Source organism: Streptomyces sp. NBC_01439, from assembly GCF_036227605.1.
Taxonomy (GTDB): domain Bacteria; phylum Actinomycetota; class Actinomycetes; order Streptomycetales; family Streptomycetaceae; genus Streptomyces.
Map to the genome: position 1 here is coordinate 5,652,806 of NZ_CP109487.1, position 19,595 is coordinate 5,672,400.

At 72.5% G+C, this 19,595-nt stretch carries 20 protein-coding genes; 15 read left to right on the plus strand and 5 right to left on the minus strand.

Annotated elements, in window-relative coordinates; all coding sequences use genetic code 11:
• The first annotated feature begins 61 nt into the window (after positions 1–61).
• Positions 62–652 (plus strand): TetR/AcrR family transcriptional regulator, encoded by a 591-nt coding sequence (locus OG207_RS25575; RefSeq protein WP_030009853.1) that lies wholly within the window; start codon positions 62–64, stop codon positions 650–652.
• A gap of 130 nt (positions 653–782) precedes the next feature.
• Positions 783–2,990 carry an MMPL family transporter gene (locus OG207_RS25580; RefSeq protein WP_329101206.1) on the plus strand — a complete coding sequence of 736 codons (2,208 nt, stop codon included), beginning with the start codon at positions 783–785 and terminating at the stop codon, positions 2,988–2,990.
• Between the two features lie 95 nt (positions 2,991–3,085).
• Here the strand turns inward: OG207_RS25580 and OG207_RS25585 are convergent, their stop codons facing one another.
• The gene (locus tag OG207_RS25585) at positions 3,086–3,508 is read right to left on the minus strand and encodes an SsgA family sporulation/cell division regulator (protein ID WP_329101208.1); all 423 of its coding nucleotides are present in this window, start codon (positions 3,506–3,508) and stop codon (positions 3,086–3,088) included.
• Between the two features lie 176 nt (positions 3,509–3,684).
• Here OG207_RS25585 and OG207_RS25590 point away from each other — a divergent pair, with 176 nt between their 5' ends.
• The 4 genes from OG207_RS25590 to OG207_RS25605 all read left to right on the plus strand — a co-directional run bounded on the left by OG207_RS25590 (position 3,685) and on the right by OG207_RS25605 (position 7,572).
• Positions 3,685–4,749 (plus strand): energy-coupling factor ABC transporter permease, encoded by a 1,065-nt coding sequence (locus OG207_RS25590; protein ID WP_329101210.1) that lies wholly within the window; start codon positions 3,685–3,687, stop codon positions 4,747–4,749.
• Position 4,750: 1 nt separating this feature from the next.
• Entirely contained in the window at positions 4,751–5,512 is a 762-nt protein-coding gene (cbiQ, locus tag OG207_RS25595; protein ID WP_329101212.1) for a cobalt ECF transporter T component CbiQ, read from the plus strand.
• Positions 5,500–6,273 (plus strand): energy-coupling factor ABC transporter ATP-binding protein, encoded by a 774-nt coding sequence (locus OG207_RS25600; RefSeq protein ID WP_329101214.1) that lies wholly within the window; start codon positions 5,500–5,502, stop codon positions 6,271–6,273. The genes cbiQ and OG207_RS25600 overlap by 13 nt, the downstream gene beginning before the upstream one ends.
• Before the next feature lie 132 nt (positions 6,274–6,405).
• Positions 6,406–7,572 carry a serine hydrolase domain-containing protein gene (locus OG207_RS25605; protein ID WP_329101216.1) on the plus strand — a complete coding sequence of 389 codons (1,167 nt, stop codon included), beginning with the start codon at positions 6,406–6,408 and terminating at the stop codon, positions 7,570–7,572.
• Here OG207_RS25605 and OG207_RS25610 read toward each other — a convergent pair.
• Positions 7,561–8,046 carry a YbaK/EbsC family protein gene (locus tag OG207_RS25610; RefSeq protein ID WP_329101218.1) on the minus strand — a complete coding sequence of 162 codons (486 nt, stop codon included), beginning with the start codon at positions 8,044–8,046 and terminating at the stop codon, positions 7,561–7,563. The genes OG207_RS25605 and OG207_RS25610 overlap by 12 nt on opposite strands.
• A 74-nt stretch (positions 8,047–8,120) precedes the next feature.
• Positions 8,121–9,758 carry a penicillin-binding transpeptidase domain-containing protein gene (locus OG207_RS25615; protein ID WP_329101220.1) on the minus strand — a complete coding sequence of 546 codons (1,638 nt, stop codon included), beginning with the start codon at positions 9,756–9,758 and terminating at the stop codon, positions 8,121–8,123.
• A gap of 160 nt (positions 9,759–9,918) precedes the next feature.
• On the opposite strand from OG207_RS25615, the gene OG207_RS25620 reads away from it, so the two are divergent.
• The 3 genes from OG207_RS25620 (at position 9,919) to OG207_RS25630 (ending at position 10,910) form a co-directional block, all read left to right on the plus strand.
• Positions 9,919–10,086, plus strand: a complete 168-nt coding sequence (locus tag OG207_RS25620) for a hypothetical protein (RefSeq protein ID WP_329101222.1) — start codon at positions 9,919–9,921, stop codon at positions 10,084–10,086.
• Positions 10,087–10,467, plus strand: coding sequence for a GNAT family N-acetyltransferase (locus OG207_RS25625; RefSeq protein WP_329107864.1), 381 nt, complete (start codon positions 10,087–10,089; stop codon positions 10,465–10,467). It begins immediately after the preceding gene.
• A 179-nt stretch (positions 10,468–10,646) separates the two neighbouring features.
• On the plus strand, positions 10,647–10,910 hold the full coding sequence (locus OG207_RS25630) for a hypothetical protein (RefSeq protein WP_329101224.1): 264 nt from the start codon (positions 10,647–10,649) through the stop codon (positions 10,908–10,910).
• A gap of 27 nt (positions 10,911–10,937) precedes the next feature.
• Here OG207_RS25630 and OG207_RS25635 read toward each other — a convergent pair whose 3' ends face one another.
• Both OG207_RS25635 and OG207_RS25640 read right to left on the minus strand, forming a co-directional pair.
• A complete protein-coding gene (locus tag OG207_RS25635; protein ID WP_329101226.1) occupies positions 10,938–11,522 on the minus strand; it encodes a hypothetical protein in 585 nt (194 codons plus the stop codon).
• 164 nt (positions 11,523–11,686) lie between these two features.
• A complete protein-coding gene (locus tag OG207_RS25640) occupies positions 11,687–13,453 on the minus strand; it encodes a dolichyl-phosphate-mannose--protein mannosyltransferase (protein ID WP_329101227.1) in 1,767 nt (588 codons plus the stop codon).
• A gap of 154 nt (positions 13,454–13,607) precedes the next feature.
• On the opposite strand from OG207_RS25640, the gene rsmI reads away from it, so the two are divergent.
• The 6 genes from rsmI to OG207_RS25670 all read left to right on the plus strand — a co-directional run bounded on the left by rsmI (position 13,608) and on the right by OG207_RS25670 (position 19,469).
• Positions 13,608–14,471, plus strand: coding sequence for a 16S rRNA (cytidine(1402)-2'-O)-methyltransferase (rsmI, locus tag OG207_RS25645; RefSeq protein WP_329107866.1), 864 nt, complete (start codon positions 13,608–13,610; stop codon positions 14,469–14,471).
• A 139-nt stretch (positions 14,472–14,610) separates the two neighbouring features.
• Positions 14,611–15,117: a hypothetical protein gene (locus OG207_RS25650; protein ID WP_443072734.1), complete on the plus strand. Its 507-nt coding sequence runs from the start codon at positions 14,611–14,613 to the stop codon at positions 15,115–15,117.
• 10 nt (positions 15,118–15,127) lie between these two features.
• A complete protein-coding gene (locus tag OG207_RS25655; RefSeq protein WP_329101229.1) occupies positions 15,128–16,018 on the plus strand; it encodes a TatD family hydrolase in 891 nt (296 codons plus the stop codon).
• A gap of 354 nt (positions 16,019–16,372) precedes the next feature.
• The gene (locus OG207_RS25660) at positions 16,373–17,638 is read left to right on the plus strand and encodes a ubiquitin-like domain-containing protein (RefSeq protein WP_329107870.1); all 1,266 of its coding nucleotides are present in this window, start codon (positions 16,373–16,375) and stop codon (positions 17,636–17,638) included.
• Complete coding sequence (gene rsmA, locus OG207_RS25665; RefSeq protein WP_329101231.1) at positions 17,635–18,555, plus strand: 16S rRNA (adenine(1518)-N(6)/adenine(1519)-N(6))-dimethyltransferase RsmA; 921 nt, start codon at positions 17,635–17,637, stop codon at positions 18,553–18,555. Before OG207_RS25660 ends, rsmA begins: the two co-directional genes overlap by 4 nt.
• Positions 18,552–19,469 (plus strand): 4-(cytidine 5'-diphospho)-2-C-methyl-D-erythritol kinase, encoded by a 918-nt coding sequence (locus OG207_RS25670; RefSeq protein WP_329101233.1) that lies wholly within the window; start codon positions 18,552–18,554, stop codon positions 19,467–19,469. The genes rsmA and OG207_RS25670 overlap by 4 nt, the downstream gene beginning before the upstream one ends.
• Positions 19,470–19,595 lie beyond the last annotated feature (126 nt).

A 19,595-nucleotide genomic window follows, 5' to 3' on the forward strand; every position in this document is an offset into this window, starting at 1 on the left:
TTGACAGGGGGGTATCGTCTTAAGCGTACGGAACAGTTTCGCTTCGATGGGAGGCACGGACATGACCGAGGCGATGGCGGCTCGGCGTAGCCGGATCACCCCCGAGCGACAGGCCGAACTGCACGAGGCGGTCCTCGACCTCCTGCGTGACGTCGGCTACGAGGCGCTGACCATGGACGCGGTCGCCGCCCGTACGAAGTCCAGCAAGGCCACCCTCTACCGCCAGTGGGGGAGCAAGCCGGAGCTGGTCGCCAAGGCCCTGCGCTGCACGCAGCCGGTCTCGCTCCGCGAGATCGACACGGGCAGCCTGCGCGGGGACTTCGCGCGCATGGTCGAGCACTCCGACGACGCGCAGATGGCCAAGGACACCGCGCTGATGCGGGGTCTGGCCCATGCCGTCCACGAGAGCCCGGAGCTGCACAAGGCCCTGCGCGACCTGCTCGTCGACCCGGAGATCAACGGTCTCCAGACGATGCTGCGGCGCGCGGTGGACCGGGGCGAGATCCGCCCGGACTGTCCCGCGCTCGACTTCGTACCGCACATGCTCATCGGGGCGTTCATCGCGCTCCCGCTGATCGAGGACCGCTCGGTGGACCGGGCCTTCCTCGGTGACTTCATCGACGCCGTCGTCTTCCCCGCCCTCGGCGTCTGATCCTCACTCCTCCCCGTCCCCGGCACCGCCCTCTGCTGCTCCTGACACGCCGCTCTCGTCGTCGGGCCGGCTCTTCACGCCCTGATCCGATCCGGATCCATCCCACGACCTGAACGGGAGAACCACCGACGTGGCTACCTTCCTCTACCGACTCGGCAGAGGCGCCTTCCGGCGCCGCGGTCTCGTCGCCCTCCTCTGGGTGGCACTGCTGCTCGCCGCCGGCCTCGGCGCCGCCTCGGCGGCCGCGCCCACCTCCGGCTCGTTCTCGATACCCGGTTCGGAGGCCCAGAAGGCCTTCGACCTGCTGGACGAGCGCTTCCCGGGCATGTCCGCCGACGGCGCCACCGCCCGCATCGTCATCAAGGCCCCCGAAGGCGCCAAGGTCACCGACCCCGGCCCCAAGGCCGAGGTCCAGAAGATCGTCTCGGGTCTGAAGACCGGACCCGGCGCGGCCGAGATCGCCTCCGTCGCCGACCCGTACGAGGTCCAGGCCGTCAGCCAGGACGGCTCCACCGCCTACATCAGCGCCAAGTACACCGTCAGCGGCATGGGGCTGCAGAAGGACACCCGCGAGGCGCTCAAGAGTTCGGGCGAGGCCGCCAAGGCCGCCGGGCTGAACGTCCAGATCGGTGGCGACGCGCTGACGCCGGTCCCCGAGACGGGCTCCGGCGAGATCATCGGCATCGCGGTCGCCGCGATCGTCCTCGTCATCACCTTCGGCTCCCTCGTCGCCGCCGGTCTGCCGCTGCTGACCGCGATCATCGGCGTGGGCATCGGCGTCTCCTCCATCACCGCGTTGGCCAACGTGCTGGACCTCGGCAACACCACCGCCACGCTCGCGACGATGATCGGCCTCGCGGTCGGCATCGACTACGCCCTCTTCATCGTCTCCCGCTACCGCGTGGAGCTCGCCGAGGGCCGTGAGCGGGACGAGGCCGCCGGCCGCGCCGTCGGAACTGCTGGTTCCGCCGTCGTCTTCGCCGGTCTGACCGTGGTCATCGCCCTGGTGGGCCTGGCCGTCGTCAACCTCCCCATGCTGACCAAGATGGGCTTCGCGGCCGCGGGCACCGTGGTCATCGCCGTGCTCGTCGCACTGACCCTGGTCCCGGCCGTCCTCGCCTTCGCGGGCAAGAAGGTGCTGCCCGCGGGCGAGAAGAGCCGGCTGTTCGGCAAGGGCAAGCCGGCGGGCGCCGAGCAGAAGGCCAACGGCGGCACCCGCTGGGCCCGCTTCGTCATGCGCCGCCCCGTCATGGTGCTGCTGGCCGGTGTGATCGGCCTCGGCGTCATCGCCTTCCCGGCGAGCAAGCTGGAGATGGGCTTGCCCGACGACGGCGCCCAGCCGGTCTCCACCACCCAGCGCCAGGCGTACGAACTGCTGTCCGACGGCTTCGGCCCGGGCTTCAACGGCCCGCTGATTGTGGTCGTCGACGGCGACAAGGCCCTCGCCGACTCCACCGTCGACCGGATCAAGGGCCTGGACGGGGTCGTCGCGGTCACCCCGCCGACCCTTAACGAGGCCGGCGACGCCGCGGTGATCACCGTGATCCCGAAGGACCGCCCCTCCTCCACGCACACCGAGGAACTCGTCCACGAGATCCGCGACGGCAGCGGGGACGACGTCCTCGTCACCGGCGCCGCCGCGGTGAACATCGACTTCTCGCAGAAGATGAACGACGCGCTGCTGCCCTACCTGGCACTCGTCGTCGGCCTCGCCTTCCTGCTGCTGATGCTCGTCTTCCGCTCGGTCCTGGTCCCGCTCAAGGCGGCCCTCGGCTTCCTGCTCTCGGTCGTCGCCGCCCTCGGCGCCGTCGTCGCGGTCTTCCAGTGGGGATGGCTCAGCTCGGTCTTCGGGGTGGAGCAGACCGGCCCGATCATGTCGCTGATGCCGATCTTCATGGTGGGCGTCGTCTTCGGCCTGGCCATGGACTACGAGGTCTTCCTCGTCACCCGGATGCGCGAGGCGTACGTCCACGGCGAGCGCCCGGGCCAGGCCGTGGTCACCGGCTTCCAGTACAGCGCGCGGGTCGTCGTGGCCGCCGCCGTCATCATGATCGCCGTCTTCGCCGGCTTCTTGGGAGCCAGCGACCAGATGGTCAAGATGATCGGCTTCGGTCTGGCCGTCGCCGTCTTCTTCGACGCCTTCGTGGTCCGCATGGCCATCGTCCCGGCGGTGCTCGCCCTGCTCGGGCACAAGGCCTGGTGGCTGCCGAAGTGGCTGGACCGGCTGCTGCCGAACGTGGACGTGGAGGGCGAGAGCCTGCGCAAGCACCTGGAGTCCGCGCAGTCCCCCGAGGGCCCGAAGGGTCCGGACAAGGACCGCGAACTCGTCGGGGCCTGACCCTGCCGGCTCCGCACCGGCCGACAGGACGGCCCGGCCCCGTACCGCCCGATGACCGGGCGGTACGGGGCCGGGCCCTTTCCGGCCGGACCCCGTTAGGCCCGACGGGTGGCGGCGGCCGCGGGGGCGTAGGTGCGCCGCAGGAACCGGCGCAGCGCGGCGATGTCGAACTGGACGACGGCGACCCCGTCGGGGGAGTGGAACTCGACGACCGCCTGGACGCGGCCGCAGGGCCAGACGCGTACGTCTCCGGTCCCGGTCGGTGCCTGGAGGCCCGCCTCCAGGAGGGCGCGGGGGAAGACCCACTCGTTGTCGGTGCCCTCGGGGGACAGGCCCGCCGGGAAGACGATCCGCACGGCCAGCGGCTCGGCGGCGGCGAAGCGCAGGGCGACCGGGATGGCCCGGTAGAGGGGATCGTCCGTGATGACGCGGGCACGGACCCGTTCCTCGACGGTGGTGACCGTGGCGGTGGTGGTCGCGGTGACGGTCGCTGGGGGATTCTCGGCGGTGGCTGACATCGACAAGACTCCTCGAAATCAGAACATTTGCGTCCCTTTGTCCCGTCCAGCCTCGCACATTCCCACGAAACCGCACGGATCCATTTGTGATGCGACCGCTCTTGCCAATGGTTTGCAACTGGGCACTATGGTTGAACAGCTAAAGACTGCATAAGACGCGGAAGCGGAGCCCCTCCATGCATGTGCCCGACGGATTCATCAACGCACCCGTCTCGGTGGCCGCCGGAGTGGTGGCCGCCGCCGCCGTGGCGGTCAGCCTCCGGGGCGCCCGCCGTGAGCTCGACGAGCGCACCGCGCCGCTCGCCGGCCTCGTCGCCGCCTTCATCTTCGCCGTCCAGATGCTGAACTTCCCGGTCGCGGCCGGCACCAGCGGCCATCTCCTGGGCGGGGCGCTCGCCGCGATACTCGTCGGCCCCTACACCGGCGTGCTGTGCGTGTCCGTCGTCCTGCTCATGCAGGGCATCCTCTTCGCCGACGGCGGCCTGACCGCCCTCGGCGTGAACATCACCGTCATGGGCGTCGTCACCGTCGTCGTCGCCTACGCGATCTTCCGCGGGCTGCTCGGGATCCTGCCGCCCACCCGCCGCTCCGTCACCGCGGCCGCCTTCACCGGAGCCCTGCTCTCGGTGCCGGCCGCGGCCGCCGTCTTCACCCTCGTCTACGCCGTCGGCGGTACCACCGACGTGCCCATCGCCAAGGTGTTCACCGCCATGGTCGGCGTGCACGTCCTCATCGGCATCGGCGAGGCCGCCATCACCGCCGCGACCGTCGGCGCCGTGATCGCCGTACGTCCCGACCTGGTGCACGGGGCCCGCGGGCTGACCTCGCGCCTGAAGCTGCGCGTCGGCGGCGAGCTCGTCGACGCACCGGCCGCGGCCGCCGTGCCCGCCGGCGCCGGCGCCGGCTCGACGAAGAAGGTGTGGGTGACCGGCCTGGTCACCGCCCTCGTGCTCGCCGGTTTCGTCTCCTTCTACGCCTCCGCCAACCCCGACGGCCTGGAGAAGGTCGCCGCGGACAAGGGCATCGACGAGAAGGTGGAGGAGCACGCCGCCGCGAACTCCCCGCTCGCCGACTACAGCGTCAAGGACGTCGACGACGCCCGCCTGTCCGGCGGACTCGCCGGGGTCATCGGCGTCGGCGTGACCGTCGTCGCCGGCACCGGAGTCTTCTGGGCCGTGCGCCGCCGCCGGACGGAAGACCTCACCGCCACCTCCACCGCCACCTCCGCATCGGCGGGCTGACATGGGGGCCGGCCACGCCCACAAGCTCTACCGCCACGGCCACTCGCCGGTCCACGACCTGCCCGCGCACTGCAAGCTCGCCGCGACCCTGGCCTTCGTCGTGGTCGTCGTGTCCACCCCGCGCGAGGCGGTGTGGGCCTTCGGCCTGTACGCCGCCCTCCTCGCCGGAGTGGCCGCCGTCGCCCGGATCCCGGCCGGCTTCCTGCTCCGGCGGCTGCTGATCGAGGTGCCCTTCGTCGCCTTCGCCGTGCTCATGCCCTTCGTGGCCGAAGGCGAGCGGGTGCAGGTGCTCGGCATGTCGCTCAGCGTCTCGGGCCTCTGGGGCGCCTGGAACGTCCTCGCCAAGGGAACCCTCGGCGTGGCCGCGTCCGTCCTGCTCGCCTCGACCACCGAACTGCGGGCCCTGCTGCTGGGCCTCCAACGACTGAAGCTGCCGCCCCTGCTCGTCCAGATCGCCTCCTTCATGATCCGCTACGGCGACGTGATCAGCGACGAGCTGCGCCGGATGTCCATCGCCCGCCGCTCCCGCGGCTTCGAGGCCAGCGGGATCAAACACTGGGGAGTGCTGGCCAAGACCGCCGGCGCGCTCTTCATCCGCTCCTACGAACGCGGCGAGCGCGTCTACCTCGCGATGGTCAGCCGCGGCTACGCCGGCTCCATGCCGGTGATCGACGAGGTCGTGGCCACGCGCGCCCAGTGGGCCCGCGCGGCCGTGCTTCCGGTGACGGCCCTCGCCGTCTGTCTGATGGGATGGACCCTGTGACCCGTACTCCCTCCCTCGCAGTCGCCGGCCTCGCCTACGCCTACCCGGACGGCCACCAGGCCCTCTTCGGGGTGGACCTCACCGTCGGGCAGGGGGAGCGGGTCGCCCTGCTCGGACCCAACGGCGCGGGCAAGACCACCCTGGTCCTGCACCTCAACGGAATCCTCTCCGGCGGGGTCGGCACCGTGGCCGTCGCCGGACTGCCCGTGGAGAAGCGGAACCTCGCCGAGATCCGCCGCCGGGTAGGGATCGTCTTCCAGGACCCCGACGACCAGCTGTTCATGCCGACCGTCCGCGAGGACGTGGCCTTCGGCCCGGCGGCGGCCGGAATGCGCGGCGCCGAGCTGGAGGAGCGGGTCAGGGCGGCCCTGGACCAGGTCGGGATGGCGGACTTCGCCGACCGGCCGCCGCACCACCTGTCCTTCGGCCAGCGCCGCCGCGTCGCGGTGGCGACCGTACTGGCCATGCGGCCCGAGATCCTGGTCCTGGACGAGCCCTCGTCCAATCTGGACCCCGCCTCGCGCCGCGAGCTCGCGGACATCCTGCGCTCGCTGGACGTGACCGTGCTGATGGTGACGCACGACCTGCCGTACGCGCTGGAACTGTGCCCGCGCTCGGTGGTCCTCAGCGAGGGCGTCATCGCGGCGGACGGCCGTACGCAGGACCTCCTGTGCGACGAAGAGCTGATGCGGGCCCACCGGCTGGAGCTCCCGTTCGGCTTCGACCCGCGCACGCCCCTCCTGACGCGCCCCCCGCACTGATCGGCGACCGGACGCTGCCCGGACACGGCCCCGGGGGAGGCCGGGGGGACCCGGGGAAGCAGGGTCGTCCGGCGGGTGTTGCACTGTGACGTGGGCGCCGTCGGGGCGCCGCGGCAGGTTCGGGGAGTAGACGTGGATGTCCACGGGACGGTGACGGAGGGCTTCGAGCCCGTCAGGGACGCGTTCGTACGCAACTTCGAGTTGCTCGGGGACCGGGGCGCGGCCGTGGCCGTGTACCGCGACGGCCGCAAGGTCGTCGACCTGTGGGGCGGCACCCGCGACGCGGAGGGCACCGAGCCCTGGACCGAGGGCACCGCGCAGATCGTCCGCTCCGCCACCAAGGGCGTGGCGGCCGCCGTGCCGCTGCTGCTGCACCAGCGCGGACTACTGGACCTGGACGCGCCGGTGGGCTCGTACTGGCCCGAGTTCAAGACGGGCGGCAAGGAGCGGATCCTGGTCCGCGACGTGCTCGCGCACCGCGCCGGCATACCGGCGCTGGACCGGGGGCTGAGCGCCGCCGAGGCCGCCGACGGGGTGTCCGGGGCGCACGCGGTCGCCGCCCAGCAGCCGTTCTGGGAGCCGGGCAGCGAGCACGGCTACCACGCGCAGACCTACAGCTGGCTGCTGTCCGAGCTGGTGCTGCGGGCGACCGGCCGCACGGTGGGCGGCATCCTCGCGGAGGAGATCGCCGAACCGCTGGGGCTGGAGTTCTGGATCGGCCTGCCGGAGACCGAGGCGCACCGGGTGGGCCGGGTGGCGCCGGTCGAGCCGCCGGAGGGCGCGGGCACGCTGCGGACCCGGCCGCGGCGCAACGTCTCCGAGGCCTACGCCGACCCGGACTCCCTCACCCGCCGGGCCTTCGCCGCCATCGCACCGCTGCCCGACGAGAACGACCCCGCCTACCGGGCCGCAGAGCTCCCCGCCTCGAACGGCATCGGGACGGCCCGCGCCCTGGCCCGGTTCTACGGGGCCTCCATCGGCGTGGTCGAGGACGGTGCGCGGATCTTCACTCCGGCCACCACCGCGTTGGCCGCCCGGGAGCACTCCGCCGGACCGGACCGGGTGCTGGTCGTGAACACCCGCTTCGGCCCCGGCTACATGCTGCACGGCCCGGCCTCCCCGCTGCTCTCGCCGGCCTCATTCGGGCACCCCGGTCGCGGCGGCTCCCTGGCCTTCGCGGACCCGGAGGCGGGCATCGGCTTCGGCTACGTCACCAACGCCCTGGCCAAGTCGGTCACCGCGGACTCCCGGGCGCAGGCCCTGGTCCGGGCCCTGAAGTCGGCCCTGTCAGCTTTCTGAGGGCCGCTCGCGCACGTCCGCCAGTGCGGCCCCCGCGTGGGCGATGAGCTCGTCCGGGGCCATCGGGAACACCGTGGTCGGGGTACCGGCCGCCGCCCAGATCTCCTCGTGGGCCAACAGCGACCGGTCGGCCAGCACCCGGGTGCGCGTACGGTGCCCGAAGGGCGGGACCCCGCCGATCGCGTAGCCCGTGGTCTCCCGGACCAGTGCGGCATCGGCCCGCGTCACCTTCCCGGCGCCGAGCTCGTGGCGCACGGCCTCCACGTCCACCCGGGAGGCCCCGTCCATGAGGACCAGCACCGGGACCCCGTCCGCCGCGAAGACCAGCGACTTGACGATCTGGCTCAGCTCGCAGCCGATCGCGGCCGCCGCGTCGGCGGCCGTACGGGTCCCTTCGGGAAAGCTCCGGACGGTGAGGTCGAGGCCCAGCTCGGCGAGGGCCTCGGCGAACAGGGGGTGCGCGGACGTCGTCATGGCGCGACGTTAGCGCCGTCCGGTGCGGCGACGCGACCGTTGCGGCCCCGGCCGGTCGCGTCGCCGCCGGCCGGTCAGCCCGCCTTCAGCACCTCGGCGACGATCGGGCCCGCCGCCTCGTTGCCGTGGCCACCGCCCTGGACCATGGCCGCCGCGGCCACGTCGTCGCTGAAGCCGGCGAACCAGCTGTCCGGGCTGCTCGCCCCGTCGACCTCCGCGGATCCGGTCTTCGCGCCCTTGTCGCCGCCGACCGAGGCCATCGCCTTCGCGCCCGTGCCGCTGGTCGCCGTCAGCCGCATCATCTTGACCAGCTGGGCCGACACCCCCGGCTTCATCGTCCGCGAGGCCGTGGCCAGCTTGCGCCCGTCCACCGAGGCCTTGACGAGCACCGGCTGGCGGAACACCCCGGTGCGGGCGGTCGCCGTGATCGAGGCGACGTTCAGCGGGCTCATCTGGATCTGGCCCTGACCGATGTACGCGGCCGCCGCGGCGGCGCCCGTGGCCTGCGGCACCTTGCCGTCGAAGACGGGGACGCCGGCCTTCCACTCCTCACCGATCCCGAAGACCTCGCGGGCCTCGTCGGACAGGGCGGAGTCGTCGTTCACCGGCTTGATCTGCTTGATGAAGGCGGTGTTGCAGGACTGCGCGAAGCTGGTCGCGAAGGTGGCGTTGTCCAGCTTGAAGTCGCCCAGGTTGTGGAAGGTGCGCCCACCCCACTGCACGGTCGGCGGACACTCGGCGACCTTGTCGGCCGCGACCAGGCCCCGGTCGATCAGCATCGCACCGGTGACGATCTTCATCGTGGAGCCGGGCGCCCGCATGCCGAGCAGGGAGGCGTCGTAGGCGTCCTTGCGGTGGTCGGCCACGGCCAGGACCTCGCCCGTGCTCGGCTTGAGGGCGACCACGGAGGCCTCGGGGAACTTCTGCACGGCCTTCTCCGCCGCGGCCTGCACGTCGGCGTCGAGCACGGTCTGGATCTGCCCCGGCTTGCCCTCCACGAGGGTCAGCAGGCTCCGCTTCGGCGCGTCCTGGGCGGCCGGCTCGATCCACACCTCGGCGCCGGGGGTGCCGCCCGTCTTCTCCCCGTACGTCTTGCGCAGCGCGTCCAGGACGGGCCGCAGCGAGGGGTACTGCTCGACCGTCAGCTCCTTGCCGTTGCGGTCGACCGCCTTGACCGGCGGGTTCGCCGGGGTGCCCGCACGCAGCTTCTCATCCTTCTGGAGCTGTGGGTGGATCACCGAAGGCTGCCAGTCGACCAGAGGCTTTCCGCTGGTCAGCCCGCGCACCACGGTCAGCTGGGAGTCGTAGGCCAGCGGCTTGGTCGTGCCCTCGTACGTGATCTCCGCCTCGACCTTGTACGGCACGGTGGTGCCGTTCGGCGTGCCGGGGGTGATCACGGTCTTGGACACGTACGCCTTGGTCTTGAAATCCCCGACCGCGGCTTGCGCGGCCGCGGCGTTGTTCGTCAGGTCGGCGGCCACCCGCTCGTCCCCGGAGGCCCACGCGGCCAGGAAGGCCTTGGCGGTCTTCTCCGCGTCCTTCTCGCTGACCGGCCCGCTGCCCTTCTCGGCCTGGACGGAGGTCTCGCCGTCCTTGCCTTCCTTCGTGTCCGCGCCGGTGTCCCCGACCAACGTGTACACCCCGTACCCGGCGCCGCCGAGCATGGCGAGGAACACCCCGCCGATGACGGCACCCTTCGCTGCCCCGTTCACTTGAAGTCCTTCCCCCATGACGACGGTTCCTGAACATGTTCAAAGAACCCTTGGTGCGGACTTTACTCTGTGCAGCGACTCAGTATGCCGTTGTTACCGGACCGGAACATCGGAACGTAATCCGCTGGTCGCAGGCGGTCGCCGTCCCTAGAGTGCCGCCGTGGACCTCACCTACCGGCGTTACGCCGATGCAGACGCCGATGCCCTGGTCGCCTTCCTCACCGGGGACACGTGGCCCTTCCACGGCTCGCCGGGGGTCGACGCGGAGCAGGCCCGGCAATGGGCCGCGCAGGGCCGCTTCGACAACGCGGAGACCGGGTCGTTCTAGATCGACGGCGGCGGCGAGCCCCTCGGCCTGGTCCGCCTGATGGACCTGGGCGACAGCACGCCCGTCTTCGACCTGCGGATCCGCACCCGGTACCGGGGGCGGGGGATCGGCGGCCACGCGCTGACCTGGTTGACGCAACACCTGTTCACCGCGCTCCCGCGGATCCGGCGGATCGAGGGCACCACGCGCCGGGACAACGCGGCGATGCGCCGCACCTTCCGGCGGTGCGGGTACGTCCAGGAGGCGCACTACCGGGAGGGCTGGCCCTCGGCCGACGGCACGGTCCACGACGCGGTCGGGTACGCGATCCTGCGCCGGGACTGGGCCGCCGGGACGACCACGGCCCCCGCGTGGGACGAGGAGCGCACGACGGAGGGCTGACCCCGGCCCGACCCGAACGTGCGTGCACCGGTGCGGTGTTCTAGCGTCGGAAGGGCGGGGGTGATCGATGCGCCGAGCCGGTCGCCCCCCCCGGAGCGCCCGCTCCGCGCCGCCGCCCCCGCCCGCGGTCCGGCGCGCCGGCGGACCGCGCGACCCACCGAGAGAGCAGGTGCATCCGCATGCGTCCGTCGGCTCGTATCCCCAGCATCCTGGCAGGCCTGGCCCTCGCCCTCGGCGGCACCGTCATCGCCGCCCCGTCCGCCCACGCGGACGTCAAGGCCTGCGAGCAGTACGTCGCCCAGCACGCCCCGAAGGCCACGGACGGCGCCGCGGAGGCCTGCTACCAGGGGTCGATCGGCAACCAGACCAGCTGCGACGCCAGCCTCGTCGCGGTCGGCGCGAGCAAGGACGACGCCTCCGCCGCCTGCGAGGCGTCCCGGTAACGCCGCCGCCGCGCACCCTGCGGCAGGTCAGACGACTACTTCCCGTTTGACCTTGGAAAGGAATTTTTCGATCAGATCCTCGCATTCCTGAATGGCCTCGACGTACTTGTCTCCGATGTACGGCTCGTCCCCTTGGAACGCGTTGAAGAGCTGCAGTGCAACCTTCTCGCGGGCGGTGCTCAGCTTCCGGGCGATGTCCCCCGCGCCCTTGGTGCCCACGAGGATCACCGCGACTTCGGTCTGCCGGGACCTGCTGTGAGCGCTGATGAAGCCTTTGTTGTACTCGTCGAGGGCCTCCTGGGTGTGCGCCAGCTTGATCTTGTCGTCCTTCTCCACGATCGCCGCGTCGATGATGTTGGAAACGCCGTTCGCCTTGATCTCCCAGGTTTGGAACTCGGCTACCAGATCGACATAACTCTTGCGGCGGATGTCGGATCGCCTCTCCTCGCGGGCGTGCTTCTGGGTGTCTTCGTTCTGCTGGTAGACGAGGATGCTTCCGGCGACTCCACCCAGTGCGCCGATGAGGGTTCCGGCGATTCCGGCCAGGGCCACCCAGCGCGGGCTGGACCCTGCCCCGCGAGCACTGCTCTCGTCCTCGGAACTGTCTTTCACGGTTCTACTCACTACCGCCTTCGACGTGAAAGCGCAGCGTGATTGAGCCGCCGGAGTGGACGGGTGCCGGCTGTTCGGGGGCGGCCCACGACGACCCGGCGACCACCGGCGACGACCACGACGGGCCCGGCACCAGAAGGTGCCGGGCCCGTCGCTTGGGCCTGCTAGACCCAGGTGTCCAGCCACATGCGGCCGCGCCAGGAGTCCATCGGCAGGGTCTGGCCCGTGTAGATGGGCCAGAAGTAGATGAAGTTCCACGCGATCAGCAGGACCAGTACGCCCGCGCCGATCGCGCCCAGTGCCCGCCGGCGTTCGCTCGATCCGGCCGGGCCCAGTAGGGCGCCGATCATCATCGCCACCGCCAGACACAGGTACGGGACGAAGACCACCGCGTAGAAGTAGAAGATCGTCCGCTCCTGGTAGTTGAACCAGGGCAGCAGCCCCGCGCCCAGCGCGCACGCGATCGCGCCCGCCCGCCAGTCACGGCGGAAGAACCACCGCCACAGCACGTACAGCAGGGCGAAGCAGCCCGCCCACCACAGCAGCGGGGTGCCCAGTGCCAGGACCTCGCGGGCGCACTTGCCCGCCGCGGTCGCCGGGCAGCCGTCGGTGCCCGGTTCGGGCGACTCGTAGAAGTAGGAGACGGGCCGGCCCAGGACCAGCCAGCTCCACGGGTTGGACTCGTAGGTGTGCCCCGAAGTCAGGCCGACGTGAAACTTGTAGACCTCGGTCTCGTAGTGCCACAGGCTGCGCAGCCACTCCGGCAGGAACCCCAGCGCACTGCCCTGGTCGTACTTGGCCGCCCAGTCGCGCAGATAGCCGCCCTTGCCGTTGTCCGGGCTGAGGATCCAGCCCGACCAGGAGGCCAGGTACGTGACGACCGCGACCGGGACGGTGGAGACGAAGGCGGGCAGCGCGTCCCGGCGCAGCATCGAGGCGTACGGGGCGCCCGCGCCCGCGGTGCGGCGCGCGGCGGCGTCCCACAGCACGGTGAGGACGCCGAAGAAAGCGAGGATGACGAAGCCGTTCCACTTCGTCCCCGCGGCCAGACCCAGGCAGACGCCGGCCAGGATCCGGTACGGCCGCCAGCCCAGCCGCAGCGTCTCGGCGATCTTCGTGTCCGGCCGGGTCCGGCCCTCCTCGTCCACCGGCAGCGCGTCGGCGAGCCGGGCTCTGGCCCGGTCGCGGTCGATGAGCAGGGCCCCGAAAGCGGCGAGCACGAAGAACATCAGCACCAGGTCCAGCAGCGCGGTGCGGCTCATCACCAGGTGCAGGCCGTCCACCGCGAGCAGCGCGCCCGCCAGGCAGCCCAGGAAGGTCGAGCGGAAGAGGCGGCGCCCGATCCGGCACAGCATCAGCACCGACAGGGTGCCGAGCACGGCGGTCATGAACCGCCAGCCGAAGGGAGTGAAGCCGAACATCCACTCGCCGGCCCCGATCACCCATTTGCCGACGGGCGGGTGCACGACGTAGCCCGGGTCGGTCGGCAGCGCGACCCCGTTCGGGTTGGCGAGGATCGACGCGTCGATGTCCTTGGGCCAGCTCGCCTCGTAGCCCTGCCGGATCGTGGCCCAGGCGTCCTTGGCGTAGTACGTCTCGTCGAATATCACCGCCTTCGGGCTGCCCAGGTGCACGAACCGCAGCACCCCCGCGACCAGCGCCACCAGCAGCGGCCCCACCCACGAGACGATCAGCTGCCAGGTTCCCCACACCTGGGGCGGCAGCCCGAAGGTCATCCACAGCTGCTTGGACGGCCTGGCGTACGGGGGCACCAGACGGGTGCGGACGTCCGAGCGCGCGGAAGCGGCGGGCGGCACGTAGCCGAAGCCGCCCAACCGGCGCAGCCAGGTGGGTGGCTCGTCCTCGCGTCCCACCGGTGAGGTGGGCGGGGCCCCCGCGGGGCTGGGCGGTGGCGTCGCGGTACTGGTCACCGGCACATCGTAGGGAAGAGATCTGTGTGCGCCACCAGTGGCGGGGGGCGTCGGGGCACGGGACTGAGAGGATGTGCGGGTGACGACTGACCAGCCCCGCGGTACCCAGCCCACCTCGACCGCCGCCCCGGCCGAAGGCCCGACGGGCACGCTCGTGCTCGCCGGCACCCCCATCGGCGATCTCTCGGACGCCCCGCCGCGTCTGGCGGCCGAGTTGGAGCGGGCCGACGTGATTGCCGCCGAGGACACCCGGCGGCTGCGCCGGCTGACCCAGGGGCTCGGCGTGCACACCACCGGGCGCGTCCTGTCGTACTTCGAGGGCAACGAGTCGGCGCGCACCCCGGAGCTGGTCGAGGCCCTGGCCGGTGGCGCGCGCGTGCTGCTGGTCACGGACGCGGGCATGCCGTCGGTCTCCGACCCCGGCTACCGGCTGGTGGCAGCCGCCGTCGAGAAGGACATCAAGGTCACCGCCGTCCCCGGGCCGTCCGCGGTGCTCACCGCGCTCGCCATGTCCGGGCTGCCGGTGGACCGGTTCTGCTTCGAGGGGTTCCTGCCGCGCAAGGCGGGGGAGCGCCTGGGCCGGCTGCGCGAGGTCGAGGGCGAGCGGCGCACGCTCGTCTACTTCGAGGCGCCGCACCGGCTCGACGACACCCTGGCCGCGATGGCCGAGGTCTTCGGGGCCGACCGGCGGGCCGCCGTCTGCCGCGAGCTGACGAAGACCTACGAGGAGGTCAAGCGCGGCGGGCTCGGCGAGCTCGCGGCCTGGGCCGCCGAGGGGGTGCGCGGGGAGATCACCGTCGTGGTCGAGGGCGCCCCGGCCGCCGCACCCGCAGACCTGGACGACGAGGAGCTGGTGCGCCGGGTGCGGGTGCGCGAGGAGGCCGGTGAGCGGCGCAAGGAGGCCATCGCGGCGGTCGCGGCCGAGGCCGGCGTACCCAAGCGCGAGGTGTTCGACGCGGTGGTCGCGGCAAAGAACGCGGCACAAAAGGTACCGCCGGTCGGTAAAGAGCTGGCCTGAAAAGCAAAGCTCAGACCGTGCACCGGGCGTTTTTGACATGAGTCGCCCAAAGACGGTCCAACAGTAGACAGGGCCTGATGCGCTCCCGCCTCCAGAGGCGTCCACTGGCAATGGCACCAGTGGAACAAGAGGAGCTGGCATGAGTGAGATCGCAGACACCCCGGTACCCGTCCCGGTACCCGTCCCCGCCGCAGTCCCCGTCGCCGTGACCGGCTCCGACGTGCACACCGTGCACGAGGCCTACTCCTTCGCGTGCATGAGGTGCGGGTACGGCTGGGAGCAGGCGTACGCGATCGAGCACCACGTCGACGGCAAGGGCGAGCCGTTCATCATGTACAAGGTCAACGACGAGCGGGTGCCCTCCCCCCTGTCCAACCCGACCTGCCTCAACTGCGGCGGACACGTCGTACGGATCATGCGGGCCGGGCAGGTCTCCTCGGTGCTCGGCATGATCGACCACATCTACCACCACCAGATCGCCCCCGGGATCGCCGGACCGGTGCCGGCCGGTGCGAACGTCCCCCGGACGCCGAAGCCGCGCAGGTCCGCCCGGTCGCACGCCTCCCCGGGGCCGGTGGTCGCCGGCCCGGCCGGGGAGCGCCGGGGCCTGCTCTCCCGACTGAAGGGGTTCTTCCGCCGGTCATAAGATCGGCCGTATGAGCACACGCGTGGAGAAGACGCAGCCCAAGGACGCACCGCCGCCGCTGCCCGAACCCCTCCGGGTGGCGGTGGCGGACTCGCACACCCACCTCGACATGCAGTCGGGGACCGTCGAGGAGGGCCTCGCGAAGGCCGCTTCGGTGGGCGTGACCACGGTCGTGCAGGTGGGCTGCGACGTGAAGGGCTCCCGGTGGGCCGCCGAGACCGCGGCCGCGTACGAGAACGTGCACGCGGCCGTCGCCCTCCACCCGAACGAAGCGCCGCGGATCGTGCTGGGGGATCCCGACGGTTGGTCGCGCCAGGGGGCCCGGGCCGGCGGCGGCGAAGCCGCCCTGGACGGGGCGCTCGCCGAGATCGAGGCACTGGCGGCCCTCGACCACGTCAAGGCGGTCGGCGAGACCGGCCTCGACCACTTCCGCACCGGACCCGAGGGCATGGCCGCGCAGGAGCGCTCCTTCCGCGCACACATCGAGATCGCCAAGCGGCAGGGCAAGGCGCTCGTCATCCACGACCGGGACGCCCACGCGGACGTGCTGCGCATCCTGCGCGAGGAGGGCGCCCCCGAGCGCACCGTCTTCCACTGCTACTCCGGGGACGCCGATATGGCCCGCGAGTGCGCTGCCGCGGGGTACTACATGTCCTTCGCCGGGACCGTCACCTTCAAGAACGCCGCGCCGCTGCGCGAGGCCCTGGCCGTGGCCCCGCTGGAGCTGGTGCTCGTCGAGACGGACGCGCCCTACCTCACCCCTGCGCCGTACCGCGGACGGCCCAACGCGCCGTACCTCATTCCGCTGACGGTCCGGGCGATGGCCGCGGTCCGCGGCATCGACGAAGACGCGATGGCCACGGCGCTGGCGGTCAACACGGCGCGCGCCTTCGACTACTGACCGCCACGGACGACCCACCTGCTCCGACACACTGAGTAATCGTTTCGCTTTGGAGCGTGACGACTCCTCCGCTAGGGTGCCGTGCCCCGCACCGGAGGGTGCCGGATCACCAGTGGAGCGAGCGTCGTGAGCGATACGCAGGGCAGTCACCGCCATGGCGGTCCCGTCCCCGAGGCGTACGAGGCCCAGCCCTTGACCCAGCCCCCGGCCTGGCCGGCCGGTGCGGGAGGTCCCGGGCCCGCCGCGTGGGACCCGGAGCCCCCGGCCTGGACCTCGACCCAGGCCTGGACCTCGACCCAGGCCCCGGTCACCCCGGTCCCGACCCCGCGCGGCGGGCACCGTCGCCGGCCCGCCATGTCACCGGCCGAGCTGGCGGAGGCCGACACCCTGGCCGCGGCGCCCGCCCTGCCCGGCCCGGGCCGCCGCCGGGCCGCTGCCCCCGTGACCGCGGCCCCCGCCCCCGCCCCCGCCTCCGGGGCGCCGGGCCGCCGCCGGGCCCGGGGCCGCAGCACACCCGTCGAGACCCTCGGCGGGAACTGGCGGCGGATCGTGCCGCAGGCCCTCGTCGTCGCCTTCCTCGCGGGCGGCACCACGGCGTTCGTCGCCGCCGACAAGTCCGTACGGCTCACCGTGGACGGCGTCCTGCGCACCCGCCACACCTTCGCCGACGACATCGGCGAACTGCTCGCCGCCGAAGGCCTCGGCGTCGGCCCCCACGACCTCGTCGCCCCCGCCCCCGGCGAACCCCTCGACGACGGCGAGGAGGTCGTCGTCCGCTACGGCCGCCCCCTGCACCTGACCCTCGACGGACAGCAGCGCCAGGTGTGGACCACCGCCCGCACCGTCGAGGGCGCCCTGCACCAGTTCGGCATCCGTGCGGAGGGCGCCCACCTCTCCGCCCCCCGCACCGCCCCCGTCCCGCGCGCCGGGCTGGCCCTCAGCGTCCGCACCGAACGCAGCGTCACCTTCATGGCCGACGGCCGCGAACGCACCATCCGCACCAACGCCGCCACCGTCCGGGAGGCCCTCGACCAGGCGGGCATCACCCTCCAGGACCAGGACACCACCTCCGTACCGCCCACCGACTTCCCGCGCGACGGCCAGATCGTCACCGTGCTGCGCGTCACCGGCACCCGCGAGGTCCGCGAGGAGCGGATCCCGTACGAGACCGAGAAGGTCAAGGACCCCGAGCTGTTCGCCGGCACCGAGGTCGTCGAGCGTGTCGGCCGCCCCGGCGCGCGCCGGGTCACGTACAGCCTGCGCACCGTCAACGGGGTCCGGCAGACGCCGCGGCCCATCGCCGACGAGGTCGTCCGCGAACCCGTCACCCAGCTCGTCAAGATCGGCACCAAGGCGCTGCCGGGCTCCGTCGCCGGCGCCGACGGCCTCAACTGGGCGGCCCTCGCCCAGTGCGAGTCCGGCGGCCGCCCCTCCGCCACCGATGCCTCCGGGACCTACGGCGGGCTGTACCAGTTCGACGTCCGCACCTGGCAGGCCCTCGGCGGCAGCGGACGCCCGCAGGACGCCCCGGGCGCGGAACAGACGTACCGGGCGAAGAAGCTCTACGTGCAGCGGGGGGCGAGTCCGTGGCCGCACTGCGGCCGTACGCTTTACCGGTGAGCACCGCAGAGCAGCAGCCCGAGAACACCGAGAACACCTCCCCCGCCGCGCCCGACGCCCTCCTCGGCCCGGCCGACATCAGGGAGCTGGCCGCCGCCCTCGGCGTACGCCCGACGAAGCAGAAGGGGCAGAACTTCGTCATCGACGCCAACACGGTCCGCCGGATCGTGCGCACCGCCGAGGTCCGCCCCGACGACGTGGTCGTCGAGGTCGGCCCGGGGCTCGGCTCGCTGACGCTCGCGCTGCTGGAGGCCGCGGACCGGGTCGTCGCCGTCGAGATCGACGACATCCTGGCCGCGGCGCTGCCCGCCACCATCGAGGCCCGGATGCCCGCGAAGAAGGACCGCTTCGCACTGGTCCACTCCGACGCGATGCTGGTGACCGAACTGCCCGGCCCGGCGCCGACCGCGCTCGTCGCGAACCTGCCGTACAACGTGGCCGTGCCCGTCCTGCTCACCATGCTCGACCGCTTCCCGACCATCGAGCGCACGCTGGTGATGGTGCAGTCCGAGGTCGCCGACCGGCTGGCCGCGGAACCGGGCAACAAGGTCTACGGGGTGCCCTCCGTCAAGGCCAACTGGTACGCACACGTCAAGCGAGCCGGCGCCATCGGCCGCAAGGTCTTCTGGCCCGCCCCGAACGTCGACTCCGGTCTCGTCTCGCTGGTGCGCCGCACCGAGCCGATCAAGACCACCGCCACCAAGGCCGAGGTCTTCGCGGTCGTCGACGCCGCCTTCGCCCAGCGCCGCAAGACGCTGCGCGCCGCGCTGGCCGGCTGGGCCGGCTCGGCGGCGGGCGCGGAGGCCGCGCTGGTCGCCGCCGGCATCTCGCCGCAGGCCCGCGGGGAGTCCCTGACGGTCGAGGAGTTCGCGGCGATCGCCGAGCACAAGCCCGCGGCGGAGAGGCCGGCCCTGTGAGCGCGCACCGGACGCCCGTGACCGTACGGGTCCCCGCGAAGGTCAACGTCCAGCTGGCGGTGGGCGCGGCCCGCCCCGACGGCTTCCACGACCTGGCCAACGTCTTCCTCGCCGTGTCCCTGTACGACGAGGTCACCGCCGCCCCGGCCGACGCCCTGACCATCACCTGCACCGGCCCCGACGCCGACCAGGTGCCCCTGGACCGCACCAACCTCGCGGCGCGCGCCGCCGAGGTCCTCGCCACCCGGGCCGGCATCGAACCCGCCGTCCACCTGCACATCGCGAAGAACATCCCGGTCGCGGGCGGCATGGCGGGCGGCAGCGCGGACGGCGCGGCGGCCCTGCTGGCCTGCGACGCCCTGTGGGGCCTGAACACCCCGCGCGCCGAACTCCTCGACATCTGCGCGGAGCTCGGCAGCGACGTCCCCTTCAGCCTCGTCGGCGGGGCCGCGCTCGGCACCGGCCGCGGTGAGCTGCTCACGCCGGTCGGGGCGGGGACGTTCCACTGGGTCTTCGCGGTGGCCGACGGCGGGCTGTCCACCCCGGCGGTCTTCCGCGAGTTCGACCGCCTCGCCGAGGCCGCGGGCACGCGGATTCCCGAACCGGAAGCTTTCCCGGCGCTGCTGGCGGCCCTGGCTTCGGGCGATCCGGACGCGCTGGGCGCGGCGCTCGCCAATGACCTCCAGCCGGCCGCGCTCTCCCTGCGCCCCCAGCTCGCGCGGACGCTGGCCGCGGGCACGGACGGTGGCGCGCTCGCCGCGCTGGTCTCCGGCTCGGGTCCGACGACGGCGTTCCTCGTCGCGGACGAGGAAGCCGCCGCCAAGGTCGCTGCCGCGCTCGAAGCCTCCGGCACCTGCCGGGCCACTCGCGTGGCGTCCAGCCCCGCCCCGGGTGCCACGGTCCTGCCGTCCTGACCCTGCGGGCCGGCTGCTGGGGCTCCGCCCCAGACCCCGCGCCTCAAACTCCCCCAGCTACCGCTGGGAGGTGCCCCCTGGCGAGGCTGAAATCCCAGCCCCGCCGGCGATTGAGGCGCGGGGTAC

Coding starts and splice junctions, on each gene's coding strand:
- cbiQ (WP_329101212.1), top strand. CDS start 4,751: ATGGGGGCCGGCCACGCCCACAAGCTCTACCGCCACGGCCACTCGCCG.
- OG207_RS25650 (WP_443072734.1), top strand. CDS start 14,611: ATGAGTGAGATCGCAGACACCCCGGTACCCGTCCCGGTACCCGTCCCC.
- OG207_RS25600 (WP_329101214.1), top strand. CDS start 5,500: ATGGACCCTGTGACCCGTACTCCCTCCCTCGCAGTCGCCGGCCTCGCC.
- OG207_RS25590 (WP_329101210.1), top strand. CDS start 3,685: ATGCATGTGCCCGACGGATTCATCAACGCACCCGTCTCGGTGGCCGCC.
- OG207_RS25575 (WP_030009853.1), top strand. CDS start 62: ATGACCGAGGCGATGGCGGCTCGGCGTAGCCGGATCACCCCCGAGCGA.
- OG207_RS25655 (WP_329101229.1), top strand. CDS start 15,128: ATGAGCACACGCGTGGAGAAGACGCAGCCCAAGGACGCACCGCCGCCG.
- OG207_RS25610 (WP_329101218.1), bottom strand. CDS start 8,046: ATGACGACGTCCGCGCACCCCCTGTTCGCCGAGGCCCTCGCCGAGCTG.
- OG207_RS25630 (WP_329101224.1), top strand. CDS start 10,647: ATGCGTCCGTCGGCTCGTATCCCCAGCATCCTGGCAGGCCTGGCCCTC.
- OG207_RS25660 (WP_329107870.1), top strand. CDS start 16,373: ATGTCACCGGCCGAGCTGGCGGAGGCCGACACCCTGGCCGCGGCGCCC.
- OG207_RS25585 (WP_329101208.1), bottom strand. CDS start 3,508: ATGTCAGCCACCGCCGAGAATCCCCCAGCGACCGTCACCGCGACCACC.